A 21714-nucleotide genomic window follows, 5' to 3' on the forward strand; every position below is an offset into this window, starting at 1 on the left:
GCGACGGCGCGCGCGCCCGCGTCGATGGCGGCGAAGCTGGCCGGATCGAGATCGAGCCTGACTGCCTCGCGCGCGATCTGGCGCAGTTGGGGAAGACTCAGATAGCCGGGCGTGAGGCGGAGGGGCGGGAGCATGGTCGAATCCTGTCTATACAAGTCGCAAAAGTGGCCGAAGTCTAGCCTGGCGCGCCTGTCTATACAACTCCCTCTGCCCCGCGCCGTGACCTGGGACTATCCATGAGGCCCGGCGCAAAGCCCGTCAGGCGTCGAGCTGCAGCCTGCCCCCAATAAACGCAAGAAAGCATTGCACACGCGCCGCCAGCGCCGCGCTGCGATAGTAGACGGCGTGGATCGGCTGGCGCGCTTCGAGAAGCGCATCGTCGAGCACGGTGACGAGGCGGCCCGCTTCGCGGTCGGCCGTGGTGAGGAAGTCGGAAAGGCACGCGATACCGCTCGCCGCGAGCACGAGCTGGCGGATCGTTTCGCCGCTCGATGCCCGCAGCGCCGGCTCGATGGTGTAGCCGGTCTCGCCCCCTTGCGCCGTCCCGGTGGCCTCGCCCTCGCCGTCACCCCGTAGCGGCCAGCGATTCAGATGCGCGGGCGCCGTGAATCCGATCAACCGGTGTTCGCGCAACGCGGCCACGCTTTGCGGCGTGCCGTGCGCCGCGAGGTAATCAGGACTCGCGACGATGCGCAGACGGCTCGTGCCGAGCGCGCGCGCATGCATCGTCGAGTCCTGCAGCGCGCCGATACGAATGGCGATATCCACGCGCTGCTCGAGCAGATCGACGATGCGCTCGTTGTTCGTGAGCTCGAGCTGGATCTCGGGATAGTGCCCGGTGAACGCCGTGACGTGCGGCACGATGCAGTGGAGCATGAACGGTGTGGCCGCATCCACGCGCAGCCGTCCCGAAGGGCGCTCGCGGTGGCGCGTGACGGCCTCCTCGGCGTCGGCCATCGCCGCAAGAATCGCGCGGGCGCGCTCGAGGAAAAGCTCGCCCTCCTCGGTGAGCTGCAAGCGGCGTGTCGTGCGCAGAATCAGCGCGACGCCCAGTTGCTTTTCGAGCCTCGTGAGCGCACGGCTCACCCCCGACACGGTCTGCTGGAGCTTTTCGGCGGCGGCGGTGATCGACCCCGCATCGATCACGGTGACGAATACGAGCAGTTCGTCGGTCGACGTCTTCATTGTTGATCCACAGTCAAGATTCATTTGAGACTAACACGGTTTTTGCAAAGCACGGATACCCCGATACTGAGTGCCATCGCAATCGGCAAAAGGATGAGGGAGCACCCCATGAAAGTATTTGTGACAGGCGCAGGCGGGTTCATCGGCGGGTCGATCGCGGCGCATCTCGTGCACGCGGGCCACACCGTGAGCGGCCTCGTGCGGCGGCCCGAGCAGTTCGCCGCGCTCGAAAAGCTCGGCATCGTGCCCGTGCAAGGGGATCTCGCCGACCGCGAGACCTTGACGGCGCAAGCACGCGCCGCCGACGCCACGATCAACGCGGCGAGCAGCGATCATCGCGGGGCGGTCGAGGCGTTGCTCGACGCGCTCGAAGGCTCCGGCAAGACGCTCCTGCATACGAGCGGGTCGAGCATCGTGGGCGATGCTTCGGGCGGCGAAGCGACCGGTCGCATCTATCGCGAGGACGCCCTGCCCGAGCCGACCGCCGACAAGGCGCCTCGCGTGGCCATCGACAATCTCGTCCTTGCCGCGGCCGCGCGCGGCGTGCGAAGCGCCGTGCTCTGCAACACGTTGATCTATGGCGTGGGCGCGGTGCCCGGCGCGGCGAGCGTGCAATTGCCGCGGCTCGTCAGCCAGGCGCAGAAAAGCGGCGTGATGCGCCACGTCGGGCGCGGCCTGAATATCTGGTCGAACGTGCATATCGACGACGTGACCGAGCTTTACCGGCTCGCGCTCGAAAAGACGCCGGCCGGCACGTTCTATTTCGTCGAGAGCGGCGAAGCGAACTTTCGCGAGATGACCACGGCGCTCGCCGACGTGATGGGCCTCGGCGCCCCGCAGGACTGGCCGCTCGAAGCGGCAATCGAGGAGTGGGGTTACGAGATGGCGTCGTATGGTCTCGGCTCGAACAGCCGCGTACGCGGCGAGCGCGCCCGCGTGCTGCTCGGCTGGCAGCCCCGGCGCACCTCGGTTACCGAGTGGATTCGAACGGAAATGCCCGCGGTGCCGGTTACGAGGAAATAAGTGTCTGTGAGAGAGTCTGGTGCGGCGGCGCGGGTTCCTCCGTCGCGAGCTGCCGGTCCCGCGGCAAGGCTATCGCCGCCAGCTTTAGCCCGCTGACGGTCGCGTTCGCCAGAACGAGCACGCCGCAAGCCATACCTTGAGGCCCGACAGCATTTCCGGGGACGGCTTGCAACTCGAACGCCGGAATCATCGCCATGATCTGCGCGCTCAACCTGTCCACCAGACCCATCGGGTTCATCTGCTTGTCCCGCCGCCGAGCGGCTTCCTGGTGTCTTGCACGAGCTGCGCCACATACCAAGCACGGCTGCACCACCTCCACGAGCCGGCCGGCCAGCTCCGTGCCGGCATACTCATCGTCAAGGCCCATAAACCTCGCGCGCCCAGCGCGTTCGACGCACGGTGCATTTCCTTTTCGCAGTCGTACTGCTGATCCACCCGCAGCGGGTGAAGATCGACGCCTCTCCGCTTGCCTGGCCTGCGTGGCGCGCCGATTCCGCGAGAAATCGAAAGCCTTGTGCCGACATCGAAGTGATTGAAGCTAAACAGGCCGGAGGCTTGCGGGTCTTGTGCGCCACGAAGGAAATTCATTAACGGATCTGTAAGCTCGATCCGCTAGAATCCCGGCGGTTTGCACCACCCGCCCGCGCACGCCACGCGCCGGCACCGGATACGCCGATGCTCCTCGCGCTGAACTTCGACTGGCTGACCAATCTGCTCGCCATTCTGTTCGTGGTCGCGTGCCTCTACGACGCGCGCTACGACGAATATGGCACGCTGACACTTGCCGCCGCCGCGATGGGACTCATCGTGATGGCGATCGAAGTGCTGCTGCGACCCGCGTTCGAGATGTCGCTCTAGCGCGCCTCGCTCGCGATGCTTTCGCGCCCCGCCGCGGAGCCATTTCGTTGCGCCGACAACTTCCCGCCCGCGCCGCCCCTATGACTTCGCGTGCGCACAGCACGCCGGCTGCGACGGCGCGTCCTCGTAACGATCATGGTGGCGCATCCACTCTCGCATGTCCTTTTTCTCGTTGCGCCCTTTCGCCGTGAATTCCAGCATCGCATAGGCGCCGATCGCCATTTCCGCACCGCGCGCGTACGCCGAATACGTGTGATACACATTGCCCGCTTCGTCGCGATAGAAGGCGCTGATGCCCGGCAGTTCGTCGCTCACGTAGTCCTGCTCGACATAGTTGTAGAGCGCCTTGCCGCGCGCCTTGTCGGCCTCGCTGAACGACACGTGATAGTCGAAGTTAAAGTCGCTGCCATTCGACGATACCCATGGAAAACGCCAGCCCATACGCTTTCTGAACGCCTCGATCTTCTCGAGCGGCGCGCGCGACACGGCCACGTAAGTGACGTCATGGTGCTCCAGATGCGTCAGCATGCCGTCCACGTGGTCGGAGAGAAACGAGCAGCCCGGGCAGCCCTCTTCCCACTCGGGACCGAGCATGAAGTGATAAACGAGTAGCTGGCTGCGCGGCCCGAACAATTGGGCGAGCGTGCGCGGCCCCTGCGGCGCGACGAACGTATAGGTCTTTTCGACCTTTACCCATGGCAGCGCCTGACGCTTCGCCACCAGCGCATCGCGCGCATGCGTGAACGCGCGCTCCTCCGCCAGCAGCGCCTTGCGTGCCGCCATCCATTCGGTCTCCGAAACGATATCGTGCTGTTCCATCGTCGACTCCTCCTTGCGCTTGAATCCGCGCTGCTCAGTCGAACAGCGCCACCAGTTGATCGATTGCGCTCGTCCAGCCCTCGTTGTGCGAATCGCGCGCCGCTTCGTCGTAGAAGCGCTCGTGCCTGAGCGTGAGATCGGTCGCGGGCCCGTCGGCATGCAGCGTCACGGTGACGAGCGACTCGCGCTCGGGCGTGCTGCGCCAGGCCCAGGTGAACACGAGCTTTTGCTCGGGCACGACTTCGAGGTATGTGCCGCTCACGTCGTGCTCCTCGCCGTTCGCGCCGCGCAGGATCACGCGGAAACGGCCGCCGGCGCGCACGTCCGCTTCGGCGTGGATGCACGTGGTGTCGAGCGGCTGCATCCAGCGCATCAATTGCGCCGGCTGTGTCCACGCGGCGTAGACCTTCGCGGCGCTCGCGTCGATGCGCCGCCGGATGGTGAGGCTCGGAGCGTGACGGGCTGCGCCGCTTCCGGGCCCGTCTGGGGGTCGGGCAGACATGCGTTCTCCTCCACGAAAGCGGCAAGCCGGTCGAGCGCTTCGCCCCAGAAGCGTTGATAGTGGGCGAGCCATTGCATCGCGTCTTCCATCGGCTCCGCAACGAGCCGGCACGCCACGGTGCGGCCGGTTTTCGCACGCGTGACGAGACCCGCCTGAGCGAGTACGTCCAGATGCTTCATGACCGCAGGCAGCGACATCTCGAACGGCTGCGCGAGCGCGCTCACCGAAAGTGCGTCGTGCCGGGCGAGCCGCGCCAGCAGCGCGCGCCGCGTCGGATCGGCGAGCGCCGCGAAGGTGCGGTCCAGCGTGTCGTCGTCATACTTAACCATGCGGTTAAGCATAGACGCCGAACGAGCGATGTCAAGAAAAGCGGCATCGTCGGCCAGCCGCGGCGCGCACGGACGCATCGCCGCCACTAGAATGACGGTTTCCCAGCGCCGCGCCCGTCCTCTACGCCATGCCGTCCAAAATCCGCAACTCGCTCATCTGGATCTTCGACGCCTTCGAGCGCGAGCCCGGCTATCTCTGCAAGCGGATGTTCGGCTGCGACGCGGCGTATCTCGACGGCCTGCTCTGTCTCGTCGCCGCCGACCGCGATCCGCCGTTCAACGGCTTGCTCGTCTGCACATCGCACGAGCGTCATGCTGCGCTCGTCGAAGCAATGCCGGCCTTGCGCCCGCATCCCGTGCTCGGCAAGTGGCTCTATGTGCCGCAGGCCGATCAGGCATTCGAAGACACTGCCGGGCAACTGACCGCACTGGTGCTCGCGCGCGACGCACGCATCGGCGTGGAGCCCAAGCCGCGCAAACCCCGCAATCCAGGCAAAGGGCGCGGCAACAGCCTGCTGCCGAAATAACGCGCCAAAAACTCTGGAAGCACCGCAAAGCCACAAGCCCCTCAAGCCTCACAAACCGCGCACGGCCCGCGCCGCCGTGAAGCGACGCGGGCCGTGCAGCCGCCCGGACAGGCCGCCGGGGTCACCGGGCGAATGACCGGCTCACCGGTTGCGTGAGCACGCATCGTCAGATGGCCCAGCCGCCCAGGTAAAACGCGGCCAGCACGACGGCGATCACGACCGTCCCCACGTTCAGCTTGCGGATCTCGCCGCTCACCAAGCGCCCGATCACGAGCGTGCAGAATCCCAGCATGATGCCCGTGACGATGTTGGCGGTAAGCACGATGAATACCGCGCACACGAGCCCCGACATCGAATCGACCATATCGGCCATGTCGAGCCGGCTCACGCTCGAGAGCATCATGAGGCCGACGTACATCAGCGCCGGCGCCGTGGCGTACGAAGGCACGAGGCCCGCGAGCGGCGCGAAGAACATCACCGCGAGGAACAGCACGCCCACCGTGGCCGCGGCGAGGCCCGTCTTCGCGCCCGCGGCCACGCCCACCGTCGATTCGATATAGGCCGCCGCCGGCGCGCCGCCAAAGAAGCCCGAGAAGATCGAGCTAAGCGAGTCGGCCGTGAGCGCGCGCCCGCCGTTCACGATGCGGCCGTTCGCGTCGAGCTGGCCCGCCTGCCCCGCCACGGCGCGGATCGTGCCGGTCGCGTCGAACACGGCCGTCATCACGAGCGCGAGCACGCTCGGCAGCACGGCGAGCGACAGCGCGCCCTTGATATCCATCGCGCCGATCAGCGAAGCGTGGCCCGGCGCCGAAAGCGAAGGCCACGCGAACACGCCGTGGAAGGTCACGGCCGGATCGATGGCGAGCCCGAGCGCCGAGATCGCGACGATCACGACAAGAATCGAGCCAGGCACGCGGCGGCGCACGAGGCCGAAGATCGCCGCGAGGCCGACCACCGAAAGCATCACGGGCAGCGAGGTGATGTGACCGAGCGAGACCGGCAGGCCCGCGCCGGGATTCTTGACGACGAGACCCACGTCGTTCGCCGCGATCAGCAGCAGGAAAAGGCCGATGCCGATACCCGTGCCATGCGCGATGCCGTGCGGCAGGTTGCGCAGGATCCAGGAGCGCACGCCCGTCACCGAGATCGCCGTGAACACGAGGCCCATGAGGAACACCGCGCCCAGCGCCACTTCGGGCTTGAGCCCCCTGCCGAGCACGAGGCCGAACGCCGTGAACGCCGTGAGCGAGATCGCGCAGCCGATGGCGATCGGCAGGCGCGCCCACAGGCCCATGAGGAGCGAGCCGAACGCCGTGGTGAGACACACGGCCACGAACACGGCGCTGGTGTCGAATCCCGCCTTGCCGAGCATGCCCGGCACGACGAAGACGGAATAGACCATCGCGAGGAAGGTCGTGACGCCCGCGATCGCCTCCTGGCGCAGCGAGCTGCCGCGCGCGGCAACGTCGAAATAGCGGTCGATGAAACCCGAGGCCGGACCCGGCTCGATGGTCTCGACATCGGCCCCGGTCGGGCCGGCAAGCGGCTGCGCGTGGGGTTCGATCATGGTGAGTGCCTCCTTTATCAGCATGCCGAAACGGGCCGGGGCGCTGGCGCCCGATCCGTCATCAGGTTCGTCTCGATTGAATAGTTGTGTCGACGCGTTGCCGGCGCCTTGCTTCACTTCGCGGCCGCCGCTACGCACGCAGAACCTGCGAGGCGCGAGGGCCGCGCGGCGCTCGTCGTTTTTTTGACATCTCTTTATGGATGGAGCGAAGGTTAGGCGAACGCTATGGGCGCTCCCATCGCACGAGTCGCATTGAGGTCATGCCGCGACGCTTATATGCCCGCTGACAGGGCGCGGCGCGCGGGCCGCACCGCGTTTACACCTGGAGGCGCCTGGGCGCACCTGGACGCACTTGGGCGCACCTCGTGCGCAGGCCGGAATCGCCGCGCGCGAGGCTGGCGCGGGCGCGGTAGCGACCGCTGCGACGCGTGGCCGGCGCCGTGCTTACGCGGATCGGCCCGGCGCGCGGGTTACACTCTCACGCATCCCGACCCGGTTTCCCCTGCCGCGCGAGCATCGCGCCGGCTGCTTCAAGGAGTTTCTGTTGATGAGAGGCGGCATCATACGTCTGGCACGTCCCGCACGTCCTGTTTTCCACCTGCCGTACGCCCTGATCCTGCTGATGCTGCTCACGCTGTCGGGTTGCAGCCTGTTCCGGCCGGCGCCCCCGCCCGAACCGGAAGCGCCCGTGGCCGTGGAGCCGGAGGAAGCCGCAAGCGAGCCCGAGGCCGCCTCCGCGCCGGAAGTCGCGAGCGAGCCGGAAGCCGCCAGCGAGGCAAAGCCCGCGCCGCGCAAACCGCGCCCCGCACCGGTTCGCCGCCGCCGCCCGGCCCCGCCGCCGCCCGCGCCCGCGAGCGCCCCGGCCGCCCCGCCTCCGCCGCCGCTCGTCCAGGTGCGCACGCTCGAGCGCGGGACCTTTCGCACGCTGCTCGACAGCGAAGTGCAAAAGACCGACGGCAAGGTCGTGGGCCGCGCCGTCGACATGGTTGCGGGGCCCGGCGGCAAGCCCGTCGAGGTCGTCGTGAACCTGCAAGGCTTCATGGGCGTCGGCGACCGCAAGGCGAACTTCCCGTGGACCGGCGTGCGCGTCAACACGCAGGCGAAAACGCCCGCCATCACGCTCGCCCTGCCGCCCAGCCAGTTGCAGGTGCCGGACCGGCCCAAGGCCGGCCCCGCACAGCCGGGCGCGCCCGAAGCGAGCGCAACGCGTCTGCCGATGCTCGACGCGACCGTGGAGCGCGCCAACGGCGCGAAGGTGGGCCGCGTGGTGGACGTGCTGCTCGACGGGAGCGCCGACCCGCAGGCCGTGGTGCTCGACGTAAGCGGCACGCTCGAAAAGCGCCATACGATCGCCGCCGACTGGTCCGCCCTGCGCTTCGTCACGAAGAACAACGTGCTCGAAGCGCAGCTCGAAATGTCCGATCAGCAGGTCGATGCTTCGCCGGCCTACGCGCCCGAGCAACCCGTGCATGCCGTCACGCCCGCGGCCCCGCCGGCTGGCGCCAACCCGGCGGTCCCGGCCGCCGCCGCTCCGGCCACCCCCGCCACCGCCCCGGCAGCCAGCGCCCACGGTGCCAAATGACGGGCTGCACGATGCAACAACCCACCCCAAGCCAGCGCAGCGTGCGCGCGCTCGACTGGCTGAACTTCTTCGTGGCGAACGTGCAGACGGGCTTCGGGCCGTTCATCGCCTCGTATCTGGCCTCGCACAAGTGGACGCAGGGGGAGATCGGTCTCGCGCTCTCGGTCGGCACGATCAGCGCGATGGTGAGCCAGGTGCCGGGCGGCGCGGCCGTCGACGCCCTGCGCAACAAGAAGGCCGCCGCCGCGTGGGCGATTATCGCGATCATCATCTCGGCCATGCTGCTCGCCGTAAGCCCGACCGTCGTGGCGGTCATGGCCGCCGAGATCTTCCACGGCTTCGCGAGTTGCATGCTCGTGCCGGCCATGGCGGCGCTCGCGCTCGCGCTGGTGGGCCGCCAGAATCTCGGCGACCGGCTCGGGCGCAACGCGCGCTGGGCCTCGATCGGCAGCGCCGTGGCCGCCGGGCTGATGGGGCTGTGCGGCGAATACTTCTCGCCGCGCTCGGTGTTCTGGCTGACCGCTGCGCTCGCGTTGCCCGCGCTCGTCGCGCTCGCGATGATCGAGTACGACCGGAACGCCGTGCACGTCAAACCCGCGGCCAGGCCGCGCAAATCTGACGGTTCCGAGGCGGCCGAGCCGCGCGAGACGATTTTCGACTTGCTGCGCGACCGTCGCATGCTGACCTTCGCGGCCTGCGTGGTGCTGTTCCATCTCTCCAACGCCGCGATGCTCAACCTTGCCGCCGGAGAAGTGACGGCCGGCATGGGCGACAACGTCCAGCTCGTGATCGCGGCGTGCATCATCGTTCCGCAGGCCATCGTCGCGCTGATGTCGCCGTGGGTGGGCCGCACCGCGCAGGCGTGGGGCCGCCGGCCCGTGCTGATCCTCGGCTTTTGCGCACTGCCGCTGCGTGCGCTCTTGTTCGCCGCCGTCGGCAACCCGTATTTCCTCGTGCCGGTGCAGATGCTCGACGGCCTCTCGGCCGCCGTATTCGGCGTGATGCTGCCGCTCATCGCCGCCGACGTGGCCGGAGGCAAAGGCCGCTACAACCTCTGTATCGGGCTCTTCGGGCTCTCGGCGGGAATAGGCGCGACGCTTTCGACGGCGCTCGCCGGTTTCATCGCCGATCATCTGGGCAATACGGTGAGCTTCCTCGCGCTCGCGAGCGCAGGAGCTGCCGCGGTGCTCATGGTATGGCTCGCGATGCCGGAAACGCGCGACGCGCTCGAAGAGGAAAGCGCCCGCGACGCCGCCGTCTAGGCGGCGCGCAACCTCGGCGGGGCTCGCGTTGCGCCCGCTCCGGCGAGCGGTGGCGCCTTCCCCGATCCGATCCGCAAGTCCGAGCGCCAGCGCCCTGCGGGGCGCCGGCGGGCGCGACTTCATGACGTTGAGATGACCGGCGCGTGTCGGGGGCTGCCCCGACACGCCTCGACAAAGGCGGCAGGACGGCAGAAGACGGCGGGGAGATGACCGGCGCGTCGAAAGGAAAGCAACTGCCGGGGGGGAACGGCGGGAGGCAACTGCCAGGGGCAATTGCCAGGGGCAACTGCGCGGGCGACCGGCGTGCCCGGCAGATTGCTCAGGCGGCCAGCGCCTCGTCCAGACGCGCGGCGACGACGCCGCTAGGAAGATTGTCGAGCTTGCTCGCGAGGATCATCGCGTCCGCATTGGCCGGGCGATGGCGACGGTTGGGGCTCGGCCTGAATACCGCGTCGCCGCGGCGGATCTTCTCGCCCGTCAGCGCGCAAACGGCACTGCGGCGCGCCGTGCAGACCCGCCATAGCTGATCGGAATAGCGCCCATACGTGGCGTCGCTCCAGCAAACCGTGATGCTGTCCGGATCATGCCGCCGGATCAAGGTGATGCCCTGCGCATCCCACGAACGCACGGCGGCGCGCCGCCGGTTAGCCGCCTCTGAAGCACCGCGTGTGATGGGTACCGGTTTGCAGCTCCTGCCGCCTTCGAATTCGCCGTCCAGGCTCACCGGCTCGGAAGCCGCAGACAGAAGGTCAATAGTTTGTTGCCAAACGCTGCCGGTATCTAATTTCGTCATAATGCACCTCGTGCACGTGGAAACGATTCAAATATGCCGGTCGAATAAGCACTCTGCCACGTGGGGATTATAGCGTGTCCAACTCGCAATCCACAGGAAAAACTCAATTTTCACACGATAATGCCAAACGCAAAAAATGAGATGGCGGGGCTTTCAGTTCCGGCTGCAAGTTTCCCATGTTAGTTTCTTTACATCTGTGAACTTTTTTGCCGATTTGATGATACTTAACAATTTGGGTGCGGAAAAAATAACCGTTTAGAGACTTGAAGCCGCCACTGCTGTGGCTTTCGACCATAACTGAATCGCTGCGCGACACGCTGCGATCCATGGCCGCACGAACCCCGCAACGCCCGCCAGTGGCCGGTTCCACGGACCTCCCCGCCCTCACGCCCCGTCTGCGCGCAGTCATGTCACATGACCGATCAATGAAACGCAATGCGTGGATTTGACATAGCGACCTCAGACATATCACATACGAAACGTCAGTCTATTGGAAATGAAATTCATGTGCAAAGCGAGCGTTTTCTGGCTACGTCGCATTCCGCATCATTTCACTTTCGAAAGGCAATTAATGGACAATAAATATTGCTTTAGATGCTTCGCCGACGGGCAACACCACCATTGCACAACTCGCGGCATACGAATAGCGGCGGCGTTACGAGCGCCGTCATCTGCACCGATTGCGTGCACACTAAACCATCATTGAATCCGCGGATAAAGACAAACAAATGAAGATGCCGCGCTCCGAACACTTCAGCCGCTGCGGCCCTGGTCGAGAAATTCGCCGGCGCGCCGCCTGAGCATGGCGCCGAAGTCGTCGAGCCAGCCGATGGAAAGCCGCCAGCTCTGCCAGTAGAGTTCGACGTCGAGCGCGCGGCGGGGCGTGAGCTCGACGAGTTCTCCGCGCGCGAGATGCGGCGCGATCATGCGCTCGGGACACATGCCCCAGCCGAGGCCGTTCAGGCAGCAGCGCAGAAAACCGGCCACGTGGGGAATCCAGTGCAGCGGCGCGTCGACCTGCGCGCGCGTGATCCGGCGGATGAAGCGCTTTTGCAGTTGGTCCTTGGGGTTGAACTCGATGCACGGCGCGCGGCGCAAGGTCTCGCGCGTCACGCCATCGGCGAAATAGTGGCCGAAAAACGCAGGCGAACAGACGGCGAGGTAACGCATGCGCCCGAGGCGCGTCGAGCGGCAGCCCTGCACAGGCTCGGCCTGGGTCGTGACGGCGCCCTGCACGCTGCCGTCGCGCATGCGCTGCGCCGTGTGGTCCTGGTCGTCGATCACGAGGTCGAGCAGGACGCCGCGCTCCACGCAGAAGTCCGCCACGGCGTCGATGAACCAGGTGCCCACGCTGTCGTCATTGACGGCCACGCGCAGCGTGGGCCGCGCGGCGCCCAGCGCGCTCGTGAAGGTCGGCATTGCGCCGCCGAGCTCCGCTTCGAGCAACTGCACGCGCTCGGTGTGGCGGCACAGCAGGGCTCCGGAAGCCGTCGCGACGCAGGGCTGGCCGCGCTTCACGAGCACGGTGCCCACGCGTTCCTCCAGCAGCTTCACCCGCTGCGAGACGGCCGATGGCGTGACGTTGAGCGCGCCCGCGGCGCGATCGAACGAACCATGCCGCACGACGGCGGCGAGCGCATCGAGCAACGCATAGTCGAGCATTAGCGTTCCTTAATCCAGTTAAAGAAAATGAGCTTTTCTTAGGCAAGCCCAGGCGGCAGACTAGCGCCGTTTACCGTTGCTGTCCAATGAACTACCGGCGCGGCTCGCGCCCCACTCCTCTTCTCACCGACATGAACGGGCTCGCTTTCACTCACGGCGCGGCGCTCTGCGCCTCGCTCATCGTCACGATCGGCGCGCAGAACGCCTTCGTGCTGCGCCAGGGCATCCTGCGCTCGCACGTCGGCAAGATCGTCGTGCTCTGTGCGCTGTCCGATTTCGTGCTGATCGGCGCCGGTGTGGGCGGCGCTTCGGCGCTCGTCGAGCGCTACCCGACCTTCGTGCATGTCGTGCTCTATGTGGGGCTCGCATGGCTCGTGTGGTTCGGCATCGGCGCGCTGCGCCGCGCGGTACGCCCTTCCCACGCCGTGCTGGAGAGCGACGCCGCGGCGGATGAACCGGAACAGCGCGCCTGGCCCATCATCCTGATGACGCTCGCATTCACGTGGCTCAATCCGCACGTGTATCTCGACACCTTCCTCCTGATCGGCACGGCCGGCGCGCGCGAGCCGCAAGGCAGCCGCCTCGCGTTCGCGATCGGCGCCATGTGCGTAAGCGCCCTCTGGTTCGTGGGGCTGGGCTATGGCGCACGCATGCTCGCCCCGCTATTTCGGCGCGCGGGCGCATGGCGCGTACTCGATGGCGCCGTCGGCGGAATGGTGCTGCTGATCGCCTTCGCGCAACTACGCTGAAGCGCGAGCGAGGCGCTTCGTGACGCCCGGCCGCGTCGCGCATCGTGCGCACTGCAGGGTCGGCCGGCATGATCGCCGCACATTGAGGGAGATGCGCGAAGCCGGTGGGCGTCGAACGGACCGTGAGGCGAACGTCGAGTGCGTTGCCCGATGTGGCGTGCTCGGGCCAGATGCGTATGTGCCCCGGACACGCGATTGCCGCGAGCGCGGCGCCACCCAGCCATTACTCAACGATTCGATATGAATCGAACGATTATTGCGTCGATCGAGACGCATGAAATATAGGTGGCGATCGCGCGGCATGTCACGCTCGCTGCATCCCGCAGCGGAGCGAAGTAAGCTTTTGCCGAAGCGGTCGGAGCTTGCGCGCGCGACGACCACGAACGAAAACGGGTGCCAAGCGCTTTTTGCGACGACAGGCGATCGCGACTGAATCGCGAGAACCAGCCCCTGGCAAAAGAAGCTGCAAGATGGACGACCAACTCATCGACGCATTCGATGCGACAGAACTGATTCCCGGCTTCGACGCGCCGGCGCTCCCCGGCGAACGACCCGATCGCGCGACGCTCGAAGCCGCGGAGCACAACACGCGCCACTGGATGAGCCCGGTCCGTGGCCGCTTCGCGCCGGGCACCCAGGTTCATCGCGATGAAACGTGCCGGATGTTCCGGGAAACCTTCAACCCCTACCGGCCCTCGGTGCTCGAGTGGCCAAAGCTCGATCCCGTAGCGCTCAAGCGCATCACCGGGCTCCCGATCTGGGACATCGCGGTGCAAACGGAGGGCAAGGCGCGCCTGCGCATGGCCGCCTACGCCGCCACGCTCGACGACGCCGCGATGCGCGACGCCCTTGCGCTCAACGCATGGGAAGAAAACCGCCACAAGGAAGTACTCTCGCGCATGGTGGCCGCCTACGGCATCCCGCTAGCCAGCGAGCCGCCCTATGTTTTTCCTGAGGACACCGAATGGGCCTACCTCGTGACCGGATACAGCGAATGCGTGGACAGCTTCTTCGCCTTCGGCCTCTTCGAAGTCGCGCGGCGCTCGGGCCTTTTTCCACCCGAACTCATCGACACCTTCGAGCCTGTCATGCAGGAGGAATGCCGCCACATCCTGCTGTTCGCGAACTGGGTGGCGTGGCACCGCGCGCGCCTCACGTGGTGGCGGCGCATTCGCTTCGAACTGAAGGTGGCGGCCGTCTGGGCATTTCTGGCGTGGGAGCGCATTGGCCTCGCGCGGGCAATCGACGCGGAGGGCAACGAGCACGAACAAGACAACAACTTCACGATGAACGGCGCGCAGCAGGTAACGGACGTGGACATCAGCGTGCCGCGACTCATGCGGCTATGCGTGGCCGAGAACGACCGGCGTTTTTCGGGCTATGACGAGCGCCTCCTGCGGCCGGAAACGATGCCGCGGCTCGTGCGCTTCGCACTGCGCTTCTTGCGCGAGAAGAAAACCTGACACCCGCTCGCGATTGCACGCGCCGCCTCGCTCGAATGGAGATTGCGTAGCGGCAACGCAAACTGCATCGGCAATCAAACACCAAGAATTCGCCGAGCCTTGAGAATTACCGGCATGTCCACCATCTTGCCGTCAAGCGCCACCGCCGCCCCCGCGCTCGCCTGAACCGCGTCGAGCACGCGCTGCGCCCACGCGCGCTCCCCGTCGCTCCACGCGTAGGCGCGATGCACGGGCGCGATCTGCTTCGGGTGAATACAAAGCTTGCCGCCGTAACCGAAACGCCGTCCGCGCCGCGCTTCGGCTTCCAGCGCCTGTGCGTCGTCGAATACCGTCGAAACGCCATCGACCGGCGCCGCAATGCCCGCAAGCCTCGAAGCGAGCACGATCTGCGAACGAAACGCGTCGAGCTCTTCGCCGTCGCCGTCGATACCCATGTCCACCTGAAAGTCCAGCGTCCCGAACGCCACACGCGGCACGCCTCGCGCGCCGCACAGCCCATTCAGGCCCGCGATGCCGCGTGCGCTTTCCACGATCGGCAGCACGCGCAATGCGGCATGCGCGCGTGCAAGCGCCGCGGCGACCTGTTCGGCGCGCTCCGCTTTCGGCAGCACGATGCCCGCCACGCCCGCATGCGCGGCAAGCGCAGCGACATCATCGGCAAACCACGGTGTATCGGTGCCGTTCACGCGCACCCAGACCGGCCGCTGCGCGTCCAGCGCCGCGAGTGCGCAGTCGCGCGCCACGCCCTTTTCCTCGGGCTGAACGGCGTCTTCGAGATCGACGATCACAGCGTCTGCACCCGCGCTGCGCGCCTTTTCAAAGCGCTCGGGCCGGTTACCCGGCACGAAGAGATACGAACGGGCGAGCGTCACGTTCATACGCCCGCCTCCTCACCGAACAACCCGCCGACGCGTGCCGCATCGGCAATGCCCCACGCCGCATCGAGAAGACGCTGCGCCTCTTTTTCGCTGGCCGCGCCCGAGAACGCTGCGAGTCGCACGAATTTCGCGGCAATCTCCTCGCGCGAAAGCGTATTGCCCGGGTCGCCCTTCGGCTCATCCACGCGGCCATGCAATGTCCGCCCATCGCGCGTCGTAACGCTGACTTTTCCAATCCATCGCGCGGGATAGGCACGGTCGACCTGCTCGTCCAGCGCCATCGTCACGCGCTCGCGAAATGCCGCGACGTCGCTCGCGACGTAATCGTGCTCGAACTCGTTCACGCCCGCATGACCGCGACACGCAACGAGACCGAGCACGGTCCCCATGCTGAATTTCGCCTGATGCACGGTGCGCGGCACGCTCACGCTGCCAAGCACATCGATTGCGCCCTGGTGCACATGAGCAGTCACGTCCTCGATATCGCCGGGATTCAGGCGATACGTGCCGATCACCGCCAGTAGCGCGTCCGCAGCCGGGTGCGTGTGACGGCAGGCCGCGTGGTACTTGAACGACGTTTCGACGGTCGCCCACCGCTGCCCGAGGCGGTCGACCAGCTTCGCCGGATCGGCGTCGCTCGACATGCCCGCCGCCATGCCCTGCGCGCCTTCGAGGATGCGTCGCGCGCCACGAAAGCCGTCCGCCGCGAGTTGCGCCGCCATGAGACCGTTCGCTGCCGCCATGGCCGTGTGCAGTTGCTTCGAGTCCGCCGCGTCGCGCAGAAACTCCCACAGCCCGCTCGCCTGCGTGCCCGCCGAGCCGAACGCGTCGAGCATCTGCGCGGGCGTCAGATTTAGCAGGCGCCCCGCCGCCGCCGCGGCGGCAATCGTGCCGACGGTTCCCGTCGTGTGGAATATTTTGTAGTGCGAACGCCCCATGAATTCGCCGACGCGGATGCCGACTTCGTAACCCGCTACCGAGGCGGCGATGAATTCGCGCCCCGACGAACCGAGTGCCTGCGCAAGAGCGAGCGTCACGGGGAAAACCACGGTGGCCGGATGCAGCACGGAGCCGTTGTGGACGTCGTCCTGCTCGATGAAGTGCGACGCTGCGCCATTCATCATCGCCGCGAAATACGCGCTGGTCCGCGAGCGGTCGATGATGACGTCGCAGGGTCCCGGCGCCTGCGGCGCACCCCGCGCGGCGTGAGCGAAGCGCGCTAGCGTCTCGACCGGGCGCGCGCCCTTGCCGCCCAGTGCCGACCCTAGCCAGTCCACATAGAGGTTGACGGCGCGTTCGACCACGTGCGGCGGAATCGAGTCGAAGCGCAGTTGCGAAGCGAAGGCCGCGAGCGCGCGGCCGGGTTGATCTGTCATGTCAGCGTGGCTCGGTAACGTTCGCTTGCCCCTTGCGAGGCGCGATCAAATTGCACCGGCTGCCCGCAGCGCACCGATGCGTGCTGCGTCGTAGCCGAGCTCCTTCAGTATTGATTCGGTATGCTGACCGAGTGCGGGAACCGCGTCCATGCGCGCTTCGTAACCGGAGGGTGTGCCAGGCGGCAGCAGCGCCGGAACGACTCCCGCCGGCGTTTGCACCTCGCGCCAGCGCTCGCGCGCCTGCAATTGCGGATGCGCCCACACGTCGGCCATCGTGTTCATCTGCGCATTGGCGATGCCGGCGCGGTCGAGCCGTTCGATCACCTGCGCGGCGCTCAGCTTCGAGAACGCCGCGACGATGAGTTCGCGCAATTCGGCGCGGCGCGCCGAGCGCTGCGAATTCACGGCAAAACGAGCGTCGATGGCGAGTTCCGGTTGCAACAGCACATGCTCGCAAAAGAGCCGCCATTCGCGGTCGTTCTGCAGGCCGAGCATGACCGACTTGCCGTCGCCGGCAGGAAAAGGCCCATACGGATAGATCGTGGCATGCGAAGCGCCCGCGAGCGGCGGCGGCGATTGCCCGTCGAACGCGTAATAGAGCGGATAGCCCATCCACTCCACCATGCTCTCGAGCATCGAGACGTCGATACGGCAGCCACGCCCGGTACGCCCTCGCATCAGCAGCGCGCTCAGAATGTTCGAATACGCGTACATGCCCGCGGCGATGTCGGCGATCGAGCAACCCGCCTTCGCCGGTTCGCCCGGTGACCCGGTGATGGAAAGGAAACCCGATTCGCTCTGGATCAGCAAATCGTAGGCTTTGCGATCGCGATAAGGTCCATCGTCGCCATAGCCCGAGATATCGCAGACGATCAGCTTCGGATAGTGCTCGCAAAGCGCCTCATAGCCGAGCCCAAGGCGCGCCGCCGCGCCGGGTGCGAGATTCTGCACGAGCACGTCGGCGTCGGCGAGCAGTGCATCGAGTATCGGCGCGGCCTCCTCGTGCTTCACGTCGAGCGACAAGCTCTCCTTCGAACGGTTCGTCCACACGAAGTGGGACGCGAGTCCATGCACGCGCTCGTCGTAGCCGCGCGCAAAGTCGCCCACGCCAGGCCGCTCGATCTTGATGACGCGCGCGCCGAGATCGGCCAGCTGGCGCGTGCAGAACGGCGCGGCGATCGCATGCTCGAGCGTGACGACCTTGATACCGTCGAGAGGTCTCATGGCGCGCGCCTCCAGTCAGAACGAACGTGGCAGGCCAAGCACGTGCTCCGCCACGTAGGAGAGGATCAGGTTGGTCGAGATCGGCGCGACCTGGTAAAGGCGCGTCTCGCGGAACTTGCGCTCCACATCGTATTCGCAGGCAAAACCGAAGCCGCCGTGGAATTGCAGGCACGCATTCGCGGCCTCCCACGAAGCGTCGGCCGCGAGCAGCTTGGCCATGTTGGCCTGCGCACCGCAGGCTTCGTGCGCGTCGAAGCGGCGCGCCGCCTCGAAACGCATCAGGCTCGCGGCTTCGACGTTGACGAACGCGCGTGCAATCGGGAACTGCACGCCCTGGTTCTGCCCGATCGGGCGACCGAACACGACACGCTCCTTCACGTACGCGCCCACTTTGTCGATGAACCAGTAGCCGTCGCCGATGCACTCGGCCGCAATGAGCGTGCGTTCGGCGTTCAGGCCGTCGAGAATGTACTTGAATCCCATCCCCTCCTCGCCGATCAGGTTTTCCGCGGGAATCTCGAGGTTGTCGAAGAAAAGCTCGTTGGTTTCGTGATTGACCATGTTGAGAATGGGCTGCACCGTCAAACCGTTGCCGATCGCCTCGCGCAGGTCGACCACGAAAATCGACATGCCCTCCGACTTCTTCTTCACGTCGGCAAGCGGCGTGGTGCGCGCGAGCAGAATCATGAGATCCGAATGCTGCACGCGCGAGATCCAGACCTTCTGCCCGTTGATCACATAGCGGTCGCCCTTGCGCACGGCGGTCGTCTTGATCTTCGTGGTGTCGGTGCCGGTGGTCGGCTCCGTCACGCCCATCGATTGCAGGCGCAAGTCCCCGCTCGCGATCTTCGGCAGATACCTGCGCTTCTGTTCCGTCGACCCATGGCGCAGAAGCGTGCCCATGTTGTACATCTGGCCGTGGCACACACCCGAGTTGCCGCCCGAACGATTAATCTCCTCCATGATGACGGAGGCTTCGGTAAGCCCAAGGCCCGATCCACCGTACTCCTGAGGAATCAGTGCGGCGAGCCAGCCGGCTTTCGTCAGCGCGTCGACGAACGCTTCGGGATAGCCGCGCGCCTCGTCGATCTTGCGGAAATATTCGCCGGAGAACTGCTGGCACAGATCGCGCACGGCTTCGCGGACGTCCTGAAACGAATCTTGTTGCGTGGTTTGCATGATCGATATGATTTTGCTATGGATGATCGAGCCGATGTTCAGGCAAGCGTAGCGGTGGCCTGCATCGTCAGATAGCCGTCGTGGTCTTTCGCCCAGAGTTCGATCGCGCGTCCGTCGGTGGAGGGCTTGCCGCACAGCGTGAACGCGTTGCCCCCGAATGTGGGCCGCACCGCGCGAAACGCGAACGTCGAGACGGCGGCACCGGGCCGCTCGCGATGAATCAGGTCGAGCAGCAAGGTCGCGATGAGCGGACCGTGGACGACAAGCCCCGGATACCCCTCTTCCTGCGTGACGTACGGAAAGTCGTAGTGAATGCGATGGCCGTTGAACGTGAGCGCGGAATAGCGGAACAGCATGACCGGGTCCGCGGTGAGCGTGCGTGACCACGTTTCGCCCTCGGGCGCCGCCACCGGCCTCGGCGCGCCCGCGCCCGGCTGCGGTGCGTCGCGATAGACGATGTCGTGCTCTTCCTCGATGCACAGCACCCCGCCGCTTTCGTAGCGATGCTGCACGGTCACGAACACCAGGCGGCCGCTGCGGCCGGTCTTGTCCTCGATATTCGCGATCGTCGACGTACGCGTGGCCGCGCTGCCGGCGCGCAACGGCGCGTGAAAAGCCAGGCGTCCGCCCGCCCACATGCGGCGCGGCAGCTCGACTGGCGGCAGAAAGCCGCCGCGCTTCGGGTGCCCGTCGCGTCCCGTCTCCGCGAGCGGGCAGACCGGCAGAAAATAGAGCCAGTGCCACAGCGGCGGCACGGCGCTATCGGGGGCGCTACGGTCGAGCGTGGCCGCGAGCGCGCGCAGCGGAAACGCGGTGATGTCGTCGGTGAGCGTTTCGGTTTTTTCGAGCCACGCATCCAGCGATGGCGTTTGCGATTCCGGCATGGCGGTTCTCCGTTGCGAGACTGTTGGCCATACTATGAACGGCTCGCGCCGTTTCGCGAAGTTGGCTTTCCCGAATCGGCCCTTCCGCTTTCCTTAATCCCTCGCCCTTTGCCATCCGATACTTGCATGCGGCTTTCAAAGGACGCCGTGCGCCGACCTCAACCTTCGCCGCGCAGATGCGCGGACGCCTCGTCCTCTACACGCTGCCACAACTCGAATGAGATCGGGCGCTCGCCCTCTTCGAGCAGATGACCGACGAGTCCGATCGCGCGCGCCATCACGCCGAAGCCGCGCACGATACGCCACGGAAAGCCGAATTCGCAGCAAATCGCGCCGATCGCGCCCGTGGCGTTGATGGGCAGCGCCTTGCCCGACACGCGCTCCGCTTGCGCGCCGATGCGTTGCATGAGCGTCACGTAACGTCCCGACATGCCGTTCTGCGCAGCCAGTTCGAACAGGCGCGGCGTGCGCGGATCGATTGGCTTGTGCAGCGGATGACCGAGCCCGGGAATCGGTGTGCCGCGCGCTCGCCATGCCGCGACCGTATCGACGGCGAGCTTTTCGAGGTCGTCGCAATCGGCTTCGTAGGGTAGCGCTTCCGAGAGCATGCGGCACGCGCCTTCCATGCTGCCGACGAACACCGAGCCGAGCCCGCAGAGGCCTGCGGCCACGGCGGCCTGTAACGACTCCGGTGCGCCTGCATAAGTCATGCGCGCCGCGATGGCGCTCGGCGTCATGCCGTGCTCGACGAGCGTGATGACGATGGCGTTGAACATCGCCGACTGCTGCGGCGTGGCGGTCTTGCCCGTGAGTTGCAGGAACGCGAAGTCGCCCAGATTCATGTGGCCGAGGACTTCGTCGGGCAGGCTCTTGCCGCGCACGACGATGCGATCGGGCGTGCTGTACGCGATATCGGAGCGCACGAGCGGTTTCGGTTGACGGGACATGATCGTCATTCCTTCGTTATCCAGAGTAGCGTTCAGCGCAACTGCGCACGGCCATTGTTGAGCACGAGCAGGTCGCGCTCCAGCACGCGCGCGCGAAAGCTCACTTTATTACCGTCGCGCCACATCTCGGTGCGAATCGTTTCGCCCGGATAAACAGGCGCGGTAAAGCGCGCGTGAAATGCCGCGAGGCGCGCCGGGTCGCTCGCGCACAGCGTTTTGAGCACCGCATGCGCGGCCACGCCCCACGTCGCCAGGCCATGCAGGATCGGCCGCTCGAAACCGGCTGCCCGCGCGACCTGCGGGTCGGCATGCAGGGCGTTGTCGTCGCCGCACAGACGGTAAATCAGCGCTGTTTCCGGGCGCGTTGGCAAATCGCAATGGTAGTCGGGCGCGCGCTCGGGCATGGGCGGCGGCGCAGCCGGTGCGTCGTCGCTCAAGCCGTTGCCGGCGCTGAAGCCGCCGTCGCCGCGGCAAAACGTGAGCTGCGTAACGGTGGCATAGTGCTCGCCGCTCGTCTTGTCCGTAATGCTACGCTGGATTTCGAGCAGCGCGCCCTTGCCCGCGCCTTTGTCGACCACGCGCGTGACGCGCGAGCGCCCGATCACGGTGGCGGCCGCCGGCAACGGCTTGTGAATCGCGAGGCTCTGCTCGCCGTGCAAAAGCCGCACCCAGTCGATACCGGAGCGCGGATCGCGCGCCCAGAAGCCAGGAAAACCCAGTACGACGGCAAACGTCGGCGGAACGCGCAAGTCCTTTTCGTAGACGAATGCCAGGTCATCCGAATCAACGGGATTTGCGCCGTATCCCACCGCGAGGCTATAGAGCATGGCGTCACGAGCGGTGTAGGTCTGCTCGATGTCCTCGAACGGCCAGTTACGCAGGGTGTGATAGTCGATGGTCATGGC

23 protein-coding genes are annotated in these 21714 nt (G+C 66.3%); 7 read left to right on the plus strand and 16 right to left on the minus strand.

Features of this window, described 5'->3' with window-relative positions; translation table 11 throughout:
- Positions 1–258 precede the first annotated feature (258 nt).
- Positions 259–1185: a LysR family transcriptional regulator gene (locus tag BLU17_RS28475; RefSeq protein WP_092004829.1), complete on the minus strand. Its 927-nt coding sequence runs from the start codon at positions 1183–1185 to the stop codon at positions 259–261.
- 108 nt (positions 1186–1293) lie between these two features.
- Between BLU17_RS28475 and BLU17_RS28480 the strand changes: the two genes are divergently transcribed.
- A complete protein-coding gene (locus BLU17_RS28480) occupies positions 1294–2208 on the plus strand; it encodes an NAD-dependent epimerase/dehydratase family protein (RefSeq protein WP_092004831.1) in 915 nt (304 codons plus the stop codon).
- Here BLU17_RS28480 and BLU17_RS28485 read toward each other — a convergent pair.
- The gene (locus BLU17_RS28485) at positions 2195–2437 is read right to left on the minus strand and encodes a hypothetical protein (protein ID WP_218137051.1); all 243 of its coding nucleotides are present in this window, start codon (positions 2435–2437) and stop codon (positions 2195–2197) included. The two genes, BLU17_RS28480 and BLU17_RS28485, sit on opposite strands and share 14 nt — an antisense overlap.
- 446 nt (positions 2438–2883) lie before the next feature.
- Here BLU17_RS28485 and BLU17_RS28490 point away from each other — a divergent pair, with 446 nt between their 5' ends.
- The gene (locus tag BLU17_RS28490) at positions 2884–3066 is read left to right on the plus strand and encodes a hypothetical protein (RefSeq protein ID WP_027821027.1); all 183 of its coding nucleotides are present in this window, start codon (positions 2884–2886) and stop codon (positions 3064–3066) included.
- A 78-nt stretch (positions 3067–3144) separates the two neighbouring features.
- Here the strand turns inward: BLU17_RS28490 and BLU17_RS28495 are convergent, their stop codons facing one another.
- Genes BLU17_RS28495 through BLU17_RS28505 form a run of 3 tightly spaced genes read right to left on the minus strand, consistent with a single transcriptional unit; the run spans position 3145 to position 4716 of the window.
- On the minus strand, positions 3145–3885 hold the full coding sequence (locus tag BLU17_RS28495; protein WP_092004838.1) for a DUF899 domain-containing protein: 741 nt from the start codon (positions 3883–3885) through the stop codon (positions 3145–3147).
- Positions 3886–3919: 34 nt separating this feature from the next.
- Positions 3920–4324, minus strand: coding sequence for an SRPBCC family protein (locus BLU17_RS28500; protein ID WP_092004958.1), 405 nt, complete (start codon positions 4322–4324; stop codon positions 3920–3922).
- On the minus strand, positions 4258–4716 hold the full coding sequence (locus BLU17_RS28505) for an ArsR/SmtB family transcription factor (RefSeq protein WP_092004955.1): 459 nt from the start codon (positions 4714–4716) through the stop codon (positions 4258–4260). The genes BLU17_RS28500 and BLU17_RS28505 overlap by 67 nt, the downstream gene beginning before the upstream one ends.
- Before the next feature lie 128 nt (positions 4717–4844).
- On the opposite strand from BLU17_RS28505, the gene BLU17_RS28510 reads away from it, so the two are divergent.
- Positions 4845–5243: a hypothetical protein gene (locus BLU17_RS28510; protein WP_092004841.1), complete on the plus strand. Its 399-nt coding sequence runs from the start codon at positions 4845–4847 to the stop codon at positions 5241–5243.
- Between the two features lie 166 nt (positions 5244–5409).
- Here BLU17_RS28510 and BLU17_RS28515 read toward each other — a convergent pair whose 3' ends face one another.
- Positions 5410–6810 (minus strand): NCS2 family permease, encoded by a 1401-nt coding sequence (locus BLU17_RS28515; protein ID WP_092004844.1) that lies wholly within the window; start codon positions 6808–6810, stop codon positions 5410–5412.
- A 547-nt stretch (positions 6811–7357) separates the two neighbouring features.
- Between BLU17_RS28515 and BLU17_RS28520 the strand changes: the two genes are divergently transcribed.
- Positions 7358–8392, plus strand: a complete 1035-nt coding sequence (locus tag BLU17_RS28520; protein ID WP_245747057.1) for a PRC-barrel domain-containing protein — start codon at positions 7358–7360, stop codon at positions 8390–8392.
- 11 nt (positions 8393–8403) lie between these two features.
- Positions 8404–9654: an MFS transporter gene (locus BLU17_RS28525; RefSeq protein WP_092004961.1), complete on the plus strand. Its 1251-nt coding sequence runs from the start codon at positions 8404–8406 to the stop codon at positions 9652–9654.
- A 319-nt stretch (positions 9655–9973) separates the two neighbouring features.
- Here BLU17_RS28525 and BLU17_RS28530 read toward each other — a convergent pair whose 3' ends face one another.
- From BLU17_RS28530 to BLU17_RS28535, 3 genes are all read right to left on the minus strand, one after another.
- On the minus strand, positions 9974–10282 hold the full coding sequence (locus BLU17_RS28530) for a DUF3331 domain-containing protein (RefSeq protein WP_245747058.1): 309 nt from the start codon (positions 10280–10282) through the stop codon (positions 9974–9976).
- 268 nt (positions 10283–10550) lie between these two features.
- Positions 10551–10817: a hypothetical protein gene (locus BLU17_RS32745; protein ID WP_143189367.1), complete on the minus strand. Its 267-nt coding sequence runs from the start codon at positions 10815–10817 to the stop codon at positions 10551–10553.
- 383 nt (positions 10818–11200) lie between these two features.
- Entirely contained in the window at positions 11201–12109 is a 909-nt protein-coding gene (locus tag BLU17_RS28535; protein WP_092004849.1) for a LysR family transcriptional regulator ArgP, read from the minus strand.
- A 131-nt stretch (positions 12110–12240) separates the two neighbouring features.
- On the opposite strand from BLU17_RS28535, the gene BLU17_RS28540 reads away from it, so the two are divergent.
- Positions 12241–12858 (plus strand): LysE/ArgO family amino acid transporter, encoded by a 618-nt coding sequence (locus BLU17_RS28540; RefSeq protein WP_092004967.1) that lies wholly within the window; start codon positions 12241–12243, stop codon positions 12856–12858.
- A 470-nt stretch (positions 12859–13328) separates the two neighbouring features.
- Positions 13329–14321, plus strand: a complete 993-nt coding sequence (locus BLU17_RS28545) for a hypothetical protein (protein ID WP_092004852.1) — start codon at positions 13329–13331, stop codon at positions 14319–14321.
- Positions 14322–14395: 74 nt separating this feature from the next.
- Here the strand turns inward: BLU17_RS28545 and BLU17_RS28550 are convergent, their stop codons facing one another.
- The 7 genes from BLU17_RS28550 to BLU17_RS28580 all read right to left on the minus strand — a co-directional run bounded on the left by BLU17_RS28550 (position 14396) and on the right by BLU17_RS28580 (position 21711).
- A complete protein-coding gene (locus BLU17_RS28550) occupies positions 14396–15199 on the minus strand; it encodes an HpcH/HpaI aldolase/citrate lyase family protein (RefSeq protein WP_092004855.1) in 804 nt (267 codons plus the stop codon).
- Positions 15196–16575, minus strand: a complete 1380-nt coding sequence (locus BLU17_RS28555; RefSeq protein WP_092004858.1) for an MmgE/PrpD family protein — start codon at positions 16573–16575, stop codon at positions 15196–15198. Before BLU17_RS28555 ends, BLU17_RS28550 begins: the two co-directional genes overlap by 4 nt.
- Positions 16576–16620: 45 nt before the next feature.
- On the minus strand, positions 16621–17799 hold the full coding sequence (locus BLU17_RS28560) for a CaiB/BaiF CoA transferase family protein (protein ID WP_092004861.1): 1179 nt from the start codon (positions 17797–17799) through the stop codon (positions 16621–16623).
- Between the two features lie 15 nt (positions 17800–17814).
- On the minus strand, positions 17815–18978 hold the full coding sequence (locus BLU17_RS28565; protein ID WP_092004863.1) for an acyl-CoA dehydrogenase family protein: 1164 nt from the start codon (positions 18976–18978) through the stop codon (positions 17815–17817).
- A gap of 38 nt (positions 18979–19016) precedes the next feature.
- A complete protein-coding gene (locus tag BLU17_RS28570; RefSeq protein WP_092004866.1) occupies positions 19017–19862 on the minus strand; it encodes an HTD2 family dehydratase in 846 nt (281 codons plus the stop codon).
- A 158-nt stretch (positions 19863–20020) separates the two neighbouring features.
- Positions 20021–20809 carry a citryl-CoA lyase gene (locus tag BLU17_RS28575; RefSeq protein WP_092004970.1) on the minus strand — a complete coding sequence of 263 codons (789 nt, stop codon included), beginning with the start codon at positions 20807–20809 and terminating at the stop codon, positions 20021–20023.
- 32 nt (positions 20810–20841) lie between these two features.
- Positions 20842–21711: a MaoC/PaaZ C-terminal domain-containing protein gene (locus tag BLU17_RS28580; protein ID WP_092004869.1), complete on the minus strand. Its 870-nt coding sequence runs from the start codon at positions 21709–21711 to the stop codon at positions 20842–20844.
- Between the last annotated feature and the right edge of the window lie 3 nt (positions 21712–21714).

This window comes from Paraburkholderia lycopersici (assembly GCF_900096975.1).
In the GTDB taxonomy this organism is placed as follows: Bacteria; Pseudomonadota; Gammaproteobacteria; order Burkholderiales; family Burkholderiaceae; genus Paraburkholderia; species Paraburkholderia lycopersici.

Bases quoted from the DNA above. Each gene is read 5' to 3' on its own strand.
- BLU17_RS28555 (WP_092004858.1), bottom strand. From the start codon at position 16,575: ATGACAGATCAACCCGGCCGCGCGCTCGCGGCCTTCGCTTCGCAACTG.
- BLU17_RS28510 (WP_092004841.1), top strand. From the start codon at position 4,845: ATGCCGTCCAAAATCCGCAACTCGCTCATCTGGATCTTCGACGCCTTC.
- BLU17_RS28560 (WP_092004861.1), bottom strand. From the start codon at position 17,799: ATGAGACCTCTCGACGGTATCAAGGTCGTCACGCTCGAGCATGCGATC.
- BLU17_RS28505 (WP_092004955.1), bottom strand. From the start codon at position 4,716: ATGGTTAAGTATGACGACGACACGCTGGACCGCACCTTCGCGGCGCTC.
- BLU17_RS28575 (WP_092004970.1), bottom strand. From the start codon at position 20,809: ATGTCCCGTCAACCGAAACCGCTCGTGCGCTCCGATATCGCGTACAGC.
- BLU17_RS28570 (WP_092004866.1), bottom strand. From the start codon at position 19,862: ATGCCGGAATCGCAAACGCCATCGCTGGATGCGTGGCTCGAAAAAACC.
- BLU17_RS28550 (WP_092004855.1), bottom strand. From the start codon at position 15,199: ATGAACGTGACGCTCGCCCGTTCGTATCTCTTCGTGCCGGGTAACCGG.
- BLU17_RS28495 (WP_092004838.1), bottom strand. From the start codon at position 3,885: ATGGAACAGCACGATATCGTTTCGGAGACCGAATGGATGGCGGCACGC.
- BLU17_RS28475 (WP_092004829.1), bottom strand. From the start codon at position 1,185: ATGAAGACGTCGACCGACGAACTGCTCGTATTCGTCACCGTGATCGAT.
- BLU17_RS28480 (WP_092004831.1), top strand. From the start codon at position 1,294: ATGAAAGTATTTGTGACAGGCGCAGGCGGGTTCATCGGCGGGTCGATC.
- BLU17_RS28565 (WP_092004863.1), bottom strand. From the start codon at position 18,978: ATGCAAACCACGCAACAAGATTCGTTTCAGGACGTCCGCGAAGCCGTG.
- BLU17_RS28520 (WP_245747057.1), top strand. From the start codon at position 7,358: ATGAGAGGCGGCATCATACGTCTGGCACGTCCCGCACGTCCTGTTTTC.
- BLU17_RS28525 (WP_092004961.1), top strand. From the start codon at position 8,404: ATGCAACAACCCACCCCAAGCCAGCGCAGCGTGCGCGCGCTCGACTGG.
- BLU17_RS28485 (WP_218137051.1), bottom strand. From the start codon at position 2,437: ATGGGTCTGGTGGACAGGTTGAGCGCGCAGATCATGGCGATGATTCCG.
- BLU17_RS28490 (WP_027821027.1), top strand. From the start codon at position 2,884: ATGCTCCTCGCGCTGAACTTCGACTGGCTGACCAATCTGCTCGCCATT.
- BLU17_RS28540 (WP_092004967.1), top strand. From the start codon at position 12,241: ATGAACGGGCTCGCTTTCACTCACGGCGCGGCGCTCTGCGCCTCGCTC.
- BLU17_RS28580 (WP_092004869.1), bottom strand. From the start codon at position 21,711: ATGACCATCGACTATCACACCCTGCGTAACTGGCCGTTCGAGGACATC.
- BLU17_RS28545 (WP_092004852.1), top strand. From the start codon at position 13,329: ATGGACGACCAACTCATCGACGCATTCGATGCGACAGAACTGATTCCC.
- BLU17_RS28515 (WP_092004844.1), bottom strand. From the start codon at position 6,810: ATGATCGAACCCCACGCGCAGCCGCTTGCCGGCCCGACCGGGGCCGAT.
- BLU17_RS28535 (WP_092004849.1), bottom strand. From the start codon at position 12,109: ATGCTCGACTATGCGTTGCTCGATGCGCTCGCCGCCGTCGTGCGGCAT.